General features: G+C 41.9%; 12 protein-coding genes. 5 read left to right on the forward strand and 7 right to left on the reverse strand.

What is annotated here, in order from left to right:
* Positions 1–228: 228 nt before the first annotated feature.
* A complete protein-coding gene (locus EWV60_RS22105; RefSeq protein ID WP_002736873.1) occupies positions 229–1,290 on the reverse strand; it encodes an ABC transporter permease in 1,062 nt (353 codons plus the stop codon).
* A gap of 156 nt (positions 1,291–1,446) precedes the next feature.
* Positions 1,447–1,965, reverse strand: coding sequence for an adenine phosphoribosyltransferase (locus EWV60_RS22110; protein ID WP_002737799.1), 519 nt, complete (start codon positions 1,963–1,965; stop codon positions 1,447–1,449).
* A 98-nt stretch (positions 1,966–2,063) separates the two neighbouring features.
* Here EWV60_RS22110 and EWV60_RS22115 point away from each other — a divergent pair, with 98 nt between their 5' ends.
* From EWV60_RS22115 to EWV60_RS22135, 5 genes are all read left to right on the forward strand, one after another.
* Positions 2,064–2,690, forward strand: coding sequence for a DUF3038 domain-containing protein (locus EWV60_RS22115; RefSeq protein WP_002742075.1), 627 nt, complete (start codon positions 2,064–2,066; stop codon positions 2,688–2,690).
* Between the two features lie 2 nt (positions 2,691–2,692).
* Complete coding sequence (locus tag EWV60_RS22120; RefSeq protein WP_287234785.1) at positions 2,693–3,346, forward strand: DUF4335 domain-containing protein; 654 nt, start codon at positions 2,693–2,695, stop codon at positions 3,344–3,346.
* 184 nt (positions 3,347–3,530) lie between these two features.
* Positions 3,531–3,938 carry an adenosylmethionine decarboxylase gene (speD, locus tag EWV60_RS22125; protein ID WP_002754975.1) on the forward strand — a complete coding sequence of 136 codons (408 nt, stop codon included), beginning with the start codon at positions 3,531–3,533 and terminating at the stop codon, positions 3,936–3,938.
* Between the two features lie 59 nt (positions 3,939–3,997).
* Complete coding sequence (locus EWV60_RS22130; RefSeq protein ID WP_287234787.1) at positions 3,998–4,303, forward strand: DUF6464 family protein; 306 nt, start codon at positions 3,998–4,000, stop codon at positions 4,301–4,303.
* 78 nt (positions 4,304–4,381) lie between these two features.
* On the forward strand, positions 4,382–4,894 hold the full coding sequence (locus tag EWV60_RS22135; protein ID WP_016516415.1) for a L,D-transpeptidase: 513 nt from the start codon (positions 4,382–4,384) through the stop codon (positions 4,892–4,894).
* Here EWV60_RS22135 and EWV60_RS22140 read toward each other — a convergent pair.
* The 5 genes from EWV60_RS22140 to EWV60_RS22160 form a co-directional block, all read right to left on the reverse strand.
* Positions 4,856–5,506 carry a TIGR04282 family arsenosugar biosynthesis glycosyltransferase gene (locus EWV60_RS22140; protein ID WP_287234789.1) on the reverse strand — a complete coding sequence of 217 codons (651 nt, stop codon included), beginning with the start codon at positions 5,504–5,506 and terminating at the stop codon, positions 4,856–4,858. The genes EWV60_RS22135 and EWV60_RS22140 overlap by 39 nt on opposite strands.
* A gap of 193 nt (positions 5,507–5,699) precedes the next feature.
* The gene (locus EWV60_RS22145; RefSeq protein ID WP_287234792.1) at positions 5,700–6,038 is read right to left on the reverse strand and encodes an HAD family hydrolase; all 339 of its coding nucleotides are present in this window, start codon (positions 6,036–6,038) and stop codon (positions 5,700–5,702) included.
* A 45-nt stretch (positions 6,039–6,083) separates the two neighbouring features.
* Positions 6,084–6,419 (reverse strand): hypothetical protein, encoded by a 336-nt coding sequence (locus EWV60_RS22150; protein WP_287234794.1) that lies wholly within the window; start codon positions 6,417–6,419, stop codon positions 6,084–6,086.
* Between the two features lie 79 nt (positions 6,420–6,498).
* Positions 6,499–6,648, reverse strand: a complete 150-nt coding sequence (locus EWV60_RS22155; protein ID WP_287234797.1) for a hypothetical protein — start codon at positions 6,646–6,648, stop codon at positions 6,499–6,501.
* Between the two features lie 22 nt (positions 6,649–6,670).
* The gene (locus EWV60_RS22160; protein WP_287234799.1) at positions 6,671–7,426 is read right to left on the reverse strand and encodes a dCTP deaminase; all 756 of its coding nucleotides are present in this window, start codon (positions 7,424–7,426) and stop codon (positions 6,671–6,673) included.
* Positions 7,427–7,947: the final 521 nt, after the last annotated feature.

The raw sequence follows: 7,947 nt of genomic DNA on the forward strand, positions 1-7,947 counted from the left end.
CTCAATCCAAGCCTTTGGGGGGTTCTACCCCCCAAACCCCCCGTTGGGGGCGTGGCGCCGCCCCCAAACCCCCCGCGCATTAGTTTTTCGGTGGGATGCTTACACGCAGCTGCTGATACATCTGTAATAATTTAAGGGTCACTGATAATTGCTGATTGTCCCTATTTCTGCAAATGTGAGATGCACCCGTTGGGTAGTGGGAAATTTAGCTGAAATTTCCCTATCACCCTACTTTAAATCCTCCAATTTAATCCTAGGATCTACAGCTTTGAGAAGTAAATCAGCCAGAAGATTACCGATAATCAACATAGTAGCACCCATCATTAAACTGCCCATAACTAAATACAAATCTTTAGCCGTCACAGCTTGCAAAATTAAGCGACCTAATCCTGGCCAATTAAAGAAAAATTCGGCGATAAATGCCCCACTTAACAAACTAGAAAATTCAAAGCCCAAAAGAGTTATCAGGGGATTAATAGCATTGCGTAAAGCGTGGACATAGATAACTTTATTTTCCGGTAAACCTTTCGCCCTTGCGGTTTGAATATAATCCTGTCGCAGAACATCTAATAATTGTCCCCGCATCAATCTTTGTAATCCTGCAAAACTGGTAACTGTCAGGGCAATAGTTGGTAAAATCATGTGCCAAGCGATATCTAAAACTTTACCGATAGGGGAATATTCCGAATAGTTAATACTGGTCATATCACCCACCGGTAAAAGCGGCGAGACATTTTGGGCGAGAATTAGCAGTAAAAGGGCAGTGATAAAACTGGGAAAACCTTGACCAAGATAACTGATAACTCGAAAAAATTTATCGATAAATTGGTTTTGTTTGACGGCGCTGAGAATGCCCAAGGGAATCGCAATCGCCCAGGTTAAAATAATGGAAGTCAAAGACATTAATAACGTCGCTGGAATTCTCTCTAATAATAGGGAAGACACGGGACGAAAATAGGTAAAACTCAGACCAAAATTAAACTGAGTTACCACTTGCCACAACCATTTAAAATACTGGACAATCGGCGGGTCTTTTAAACCAAAAAGGGCAATATATTGTTCTTTAGTTTCCTGACTAATCTTGGGATTAAGGTCAAGCAAAGCCAGAAAACCGCCGGGGGTTAATTGGATAATAGCGAAACTCAAGGCCGAGGCTAACAACAGAGTTAATAAACCCTGGAGAACACGCTTGACAATATATAAAAAAGTTTCGCTAGTTAGGAGAGATTGTAACCCATTAGCACTCGATCGAGCGGTTTTAGCCTTATAATTATCATCGGTCGCCGTCATAAGTAATCATGCCAAGTTAATTTCCTAGTGGGGACTCCAATTCAGGAGTCAGGAGACAAATAGTCGCGCAGAATTAATTGCCATTTTTGAGATAGGCACTCTTGCCAGAGTGTTAGCGAAATGTGTAATTAATTCTGCTTAGGTACTTAAAAAAACCTAATAATCGATGAGGGTAATAATCGGTAAATCGGGTAATTTTTCCCGACCACCGAGGTCGATTAACTCGATGATAAAGGCAAATCCTAACACCTCACAACCAATTTTTTCTAATAAATCGGCCGTCGCTTTCGCCGTCCCTCCCGTCGCGATTAAATCATCGACAATTAGGACTTTATGATGGGATGCCACCGCGTCCTGATGAATTTCGAGGCTATCGCTTCCGTATTCCAAATCATACTCGATACTATGAACGGCGGCGGGTAGTTTGCCCGGTTTCCGGACAGGAATAAATCCCGCTTCTAATTGGTATGCTAAAGGAACACCAAAGAGAAAACCCCTGGATTCCATACCGACAATGTAATCGGGGGATAAACCGTAATCGCGACACTTTGCCGTTAGGGTATCGATCGTGTAACGTAATCCTTGGGGATGATTGAGTAGGGTAGTAATATCGCGGAAGACAATACCCGGTTTGGGAAAGTCGGGAATATCGCGAATCAATGATTTCAGATCCATTCGGTTTCCGTGTCTCGTAAAATGGGGGACAGCTATCTATACAATACAATTTACAATACCCTGACTCGATCGCCCTTGTGTTTTAGTTCTCCTATATCATGACCTCTACTAGCCTAACGCCCGAATCTACAGCATCAGCCCCAGAAAAACCAGTTATTTTAAGCGTTTTACCCGATTTTCCGATTGCAAGTCAGCAATGCGCCCTACATCTCCAACAGCATATCGATTTAATGCTATTAGCGTTGGAATCCTTAGAAGTCGGTGCCGGGGAGGCCCTGTTAGCCCTCTCTAAAGAACTAGGACTCGATAAAATTGTCAGAAACCGGATTATTTTCTGGCGCTTACGCTGTACTAATCCTTGGCGAATTTCCTACACCCTCGACCGTCTCACCCTTGACCAAGCAAAAGCTTTAGTTATCATTGCCAGTTACCGGGCCAAACCCCTGGCTATATCCATCCGACAATTACTCTTAGCGCGGCAACAGATGGAATCAAAAGGTTTACCCGTGGATAATAATTTTCTTTTATCAGAATACCTAGAAAGATTTCGCTCCAATTTTCGCAGTCGCATGAACCCCCGTCGGGCCAAAGTATCGGTTTATCTAGCTGATGAAAATGCCCTAAATGAACTGGCTTTATCCCTCCTCGATCGGTTATTATTTTGTACTGGTACGACGGGAATGCAGCGGTTTTGGATTAGTTTATTTGATGGGGAGATAGTGTAAAAATGAGAAGACAGTATAGCTTGCCCAATTGTACCCTGATTCTCGATGGTTTCGGCGATGATTTCGCCCCGGCTAACCCCGGGGATAGCCGACCTTTACTCTCAATTTTGACTAACGTAGAATGTCGGTTAGTCGGGGCCAATAAAGTCCTGCAAGGTGGTCGGGTTTTCTTGGAAAATTTGGTACAAGCGGTCAGTCAGTATGCCCAAGAATTTTTGAGTGGTGTTCGTCATCCCCAAGATCCCGTCCATGAACCAGATCATGTGTACCTAGAAAAGATTGACCAGAATCTCCATCGTCTGGTCTGGTATCCATCAACGGACTTGAATATCCCAGAAAGTCCAGTCAAGATAGAAATCAGTACCGTGCAGTTATTCGATTTAATAGAAGCGATTGACCAATTTTTTGCCGATACTCGCACTTTACCTGACCTAACCCTAAAATTACAGCCAGTTTCCCGTCGCTACCATAAGGTGAATGAATCGGTGGCCAGTCGAACAGTGCCTTTTTTGGCAGGATTAGGCAGTCTTGTCGCTTGCGCCCTACTTTTCTATCTGTTACCCGTCCCCCAAGTCCGTAAACCCGAAAATCCACCCATTCCCGCCGCTTCTCCCAGTCCCACCGTCCCCACTAATCCCGTCCCCCCTCCTAGATAAAATTAGGCCCTTGCGCTTTTCCCAACACCCCACACCCCACACCCCACACCCTTCTCCCCCACCCTGTCCCAGTTTTTTAGAGAAAGTAACCGAGAAAAACCAGATCTTTTTTGCACAAGTTAGAAAAATTGTGTTATACTGGTAAATCTGTGAAGGTTTTTCGATAGGGAGTATTGAAAAAAAAATGACCAAACTGGGAACCCATTTGATTGTCGATGCTTGGCAAGTACCTGCTGACCTCCTCAACGATCCCGAGCGCATTCGTCGCGCTATCCTCGATGGAATTACGGCAGGAGAAGCAACGCTGATCGATTTGTGTGTCCACCAGTTCAGTCCCCACGGAGTTACCGCGACGGCGACTTTAGCTGAATCTCATATCGCGATCCACACCTGGCCTGAACACGGCTATTTCGCCGCCGATTTATTCTTCTGTGGTGCCGGTAAACCCGTGGTTGCCATGGAAATTTTGACCAAATCCCTGCAAGCAGGTGAGATTAAAGTCCGGGAACTAACCAGAGGATTCCCCAGTCCTGCGGCAGTTTATGAAAGCAAAAAGGAAGAACCCCTTAAGTCTTCCCTGGTTATGGCCTAATTTCTAGCGCCGGCCTCGATAATAAGTTAGCAGCACTGGCGATCGCCTAAACTAAAATCGTGATCAGGATAACCTTTGTTTTTATCCTTGCTCTCTTTCCCTCTCTGCTTAGTCTCTGGTTAATTAACCGATCCCAACAGAGATTAAGCAACCGTTTGAGAGGGATTCGCCATCGTCACGAATACAGCCCGGTGATGGCCAGTGATTTTTTGTCAATCCCTGTAGAGACAGAAAATAAACTGGCCTTTATAGGTGATCTTAGTTGTCGTTTTAATGCCTATTCCCCCCACTTGCGTTGTGCGGTTAATCCCCCAGGTCCCTGTGAAGGTTGTCGGCAGTACGAAGCTAAAACTGGCACAGTGTAGGCGGCTTGAGCTTCCAAAAAGTTCTCTGTTTGCTATCCTTAAAAATTATCGCTATCGCAATTGAGGAGTGTGGGAATAATGGCGTTCAAACGAAATTTGACCCTCTTAATCATCGGATTAGGATTAACTTGTTTACCCGTATATCCGGCCCAAGCTAACCAAATTAGCACTGTCACCCCGAATACCGCAGCCAATCAAACTCTCGCTACCCATCTGGTCCTAAAACTGAAAGAGAGAAAAGTTTACGTTTATCAAGATAAGCAAGTTTTAGCACAATTTACCGTCGCCGTCGGCAAAAAAGGCTGGGAAACCCCCACCGGTAAATTTGAAGTGCGGGAATTAGTTCGCAATCCCGTCTGGAAAAGTCCCTGGACAGGCAAAGTCAGCACCCCCGGTCCCAATAGTGCTCTAGGGGAAAGATGGATCGGTTTTTGGAGTGACGGCAAAAATTCCATCGGTTTTCACGGCACCCCCGCAGAAAATTCCCTCGGTACTGCCGCTTCCCATGGTTGTGTGCGGATGCGGAATCGGGATGTGAAAGTGTTGTTTGATTTAGTCCGCATGGGAACCCCCGTCATCGTTCAACCTTAATTCTGGCAGGTATTTTTTTAAGATAGGCAGGTCTTCCGGGCGATCAATATCAGCTAATTGAGGCAGATAAGTGGTTTTTAAAGCCAGTTTAGCGGCGATTGTCTGGGTTTTTGCCAAGACTTCTCCAGTTCCCCAGGGAATACCGTCAAAAAGCTCTGGAAAGACCTGTTTTAAAGCAATTAGGTAGTATCCTCCATCTAGAGCCGGCCCTAAAACCATATCGTGGGTTTTTAGGGCTTCAAAGGCTGCTAAAATCTCTTTTTCCCCGATTTCTGGGCAATCTGTGCCAATAATAGCGATCGCTGTCATCCCTTGAGCAAAACCATCGGCAAAAGCATTTTGCATCTTTTCTCCTAAGTCTTTTCCTCGTTGAGAATGATAGCAATAATGCACACCTAACCAAGTACGCATTTTTTCCTCGCTGCCGCCATGGTAGTAAATGATCAGAGAGAGAAAACTCCTCAAACCCGCTAATTTACTGAGAGTATATTCGGCCAGTTTGCGGTGCAATTCTTCGGCTCCCTCGGCTGCCAAAGCTGGAATCATACGGGTTTTTACTTTCCCCAATTCCGGATAACGGGTAAAAATAATTAGTTGTTGTCTCCAGTCCACGAGTGATTGCGACGATGATATTAATTATTAGTTTTAGCCTACTGTTAATAGGAGGCAGGAAAACCAATAAAACAGGCTTTATTGGCTTAATACAGATTATTTTAGTTGGTTATTTAATTCTGTGTTGGGTTTCCTTAGGTCAATCCAACCTACGATGGCTTCAAGTGCCAGTCCTGCAAAATATCGGATTTTTTCAGGTCATCGACCTCGATTCGGAATTAGAATTAGAATCTGACTCAAGAATTTGTCTAATATCTGATAAATTATCAACTTTGTAAAAAGAGCCTAATGCAACACTTTCATGATCTTGTATCCAATGATAATGTGGATGATGATAGCCGTACAAGATACACTTTGCTCCAATTTCAATGCCTGGATTAATATCTGATTTTAGTGAATCACCAATAACCCAAACATCTTGACAATCAAAGCCTATATCTTGGATAAATTTTTTTAAAACTTCAGCATTTTTGTGAGGTACAACTCTTATAAAATCAAAGTATTTATACAGTTCATTTTTGTGTAATACCAATTCTCCAAAGTCTGACTACAGAAGTTTAATCCCCCTAAATCCCCCTTAAAAAGGGGAACTTAAAGGGGGATTTAAATTCGATGTGTAGTTTTCATTTAGAGAAATGGTATTTTCACCTCTTGTCAATAATGCAAGAGAATAGTTTTGAGATGACCAATCAAGAATTTCTTTAGCCCCCTTAATAGTATTTGGTGTATTTTTTAAAATTAAACGGCCAAAATCTTTAATAGCTTTTAAAGTTTCCTCGGATATTTGATGATTTATCTTATGAGAAACAGATTTATAAGTTTCTATCATACTCCGAGTATAACGATAAGGAGAATGCTTTAGTTTTTGCATTTGAAGATGATCAATTTTTTCAAATTCTTCAATTAATACCAATTCTCCAAAGTCTGACTACAGAAGTTTAATCCCCCTAAATCCCCCTTAAAAAGGGTGACTTAAATTCGATGTGTAGTTTTCATTTAGAGAAATGGTATAATTTATCTTCGTTAATTTGTAATTTTTCAGATAATTTTTCCACAAAAAGCTTTCTTGCAAGCCAATAAACATTGCTGGTATTTAGCAAAGTATCATCTAAATCAAATACAATCAGACCACTTTTAGCCATTTTTATATTACCTTGATTATTACTAACCTTGAGTTCCCTTTGGAGATGGTGTTGGACTTGGACTCTCTAAGGGAATTGGATTTTGATTATTATTCTCAGATTTCGGTTGCATACTGATCCAAACTGCAATAATTCCCGTTAAAGCTGCGACAGCGGTTAAAATAAGAGTCAACACAGTTATCCAATGCTTCACAATCATAAATTCTACTTCTTGTTTAGTGGGATAAGGTGAATCTGAGCCTTGAGCTATAATTTCAGATAAATTGTGTGTATCTTGTGCTACTAAAGCAGCATTAAACTGATCTTCTCGCTCTTGTCTACTAATATTTCTTTTATAAGGATTTGATGTGTTACATAGCATTTCTTCAAAAACTATAGTCAAAATCTTTCGTCCTCTTTGTATAGCTAATGGTGTTTTTCTTAAATTAATTGCTGTAACAGTAATAGCTCCCTCATAGCCAGCATCTATATGACCTGGATTGAGAACAAGAAGACCTTCAGAACTATCAAAATTTCGTAGAAAAACAGTTGCACAAATATTTTCTGGAAGCTTAATTTCTTCCCAGGTCAACAAATAAATAACCTCACCAGGTTTTATTACAAACTGCTCAGAGTGTTTATCATGAGCTTTATTAATTATCTGACCATGTTGAAAAATTGTTCCAATTCTCAAATCATAGCTGCAAGCTTCTAAGTTAGATGGTTCAAAGTCTGATATGTTTAATAATTTCTGATCGATCAGCTCTTTAATCTTTTGATAAGGAAGAAATCCTGGCATTGCAAAAACTCCTGAATGATGGGTGATTACCCGTTCATGGGCTGTTAAATTTAGTGGATGAAAGCTAAACAGATCAGTAGTTATAGCAATTATGCTGTTCCTACACTTGGTTAGAACCCACATTCCGCACCCTAAGTGTCACAACGTCTCAAAAGAGGAAGGGGCGTGAGCCAAAATACTTATCTAGAGGAGTGAGTTGGCGGCAAGCTGCCAGCAACTAAGCCGAAAATTTCAGAGTTCCCCCGGTCATTCTCAATAAACAGTGCTTGTTGAGAATAAACGGGCAATCAGACTTAACATCTAGCGGCGAGATGTTCGAGTAGTGCTTAAGTTTTATTACCCCTTGAAGTCAATACCTCTCGTCAAGATAAGAGATAATATTCCTGGCAAGGTTTGGGAAAGAATCTCAAAATGTTGCGCCTCTCATCCGTTAAGTTACTAATCTTTTGATTGTCTTGAATAGGTCGGAGATGAATCCCTTGAAAGTTCTGAAATATCCAGCGTAATGTTGGTCGGTCAGT

Origin of the sequence: Microcystis sp. Msp_OC_L_20101000_S702 (assembly GCF_007095705.1) — a bacterium.
Taxonomy (GTDB): Bacteria; Cyanobacteriota; Cyanobacteriia; order Cyanobacteriales; family Microcystaceae; genus Microcystis; species Microcystis ichthyoblabe_A.

Excerpts from the sequence above, each read along its gene's own strand:
- EWV60_RS22105 (WP_002736873.1), bottom strand. The coding sequence starts at position 1,290 with ATGACGGCGACCGATGATAATTATAAGGCTAAAACCGCTCGATCGAGT.
- EWV60_RS22110 (WP_002737799.1), bottom strand. The coding sequence starts at position 1,965 with ATGGATCTGAAATCATTGATTCGCGATATTCCCGACTTTCCCAAACCG.
- EWV60_RS22115 (WP_002742075.1), top strand. The coding sequence starts at position 2,064 with ATGACCTCTACTAGCCTAACGCCCGAATCTACAGCATCAGCCCCAGAA.
- EWV60_RS22120 (WP_287234785.1), top strand. The coding sequence starts at position 2,693 with ATGAGAAGACAGTATAGCTTGCCCAATTGTACCCTGATTCTCGATGGT.
- speD (WP_002754975.1), top strand. The coding sequence starts at position 3,531 with ATGACCAAACTGGGAACCCATTTGATTGTCGATGCTTGGCAAGTACCT.
- EWV60_RS22135 (WP_016516415.1), top strand. The coding sequence starts at position 4,382 with ATGGCGTTCAAACGAAATTTGACCCTCTTAATCATCGGATTAGGATTA.
- EWV60_RS22155 (WP_287234797.1), bottom strand. The coding sequence starts at position 6,648 with ATGGCTAAAAGTGGTCTGATTGTATTTGATTTAGATGATACTTTGCTA.
- EWV60_RS22160 (WP_287234799.1), bottom strand. The coding sequence starts at position 7,426 with ATGCCAGGATTTCTTCCTTATCAAAAGATTAAAGAGCTGATCGATCAG.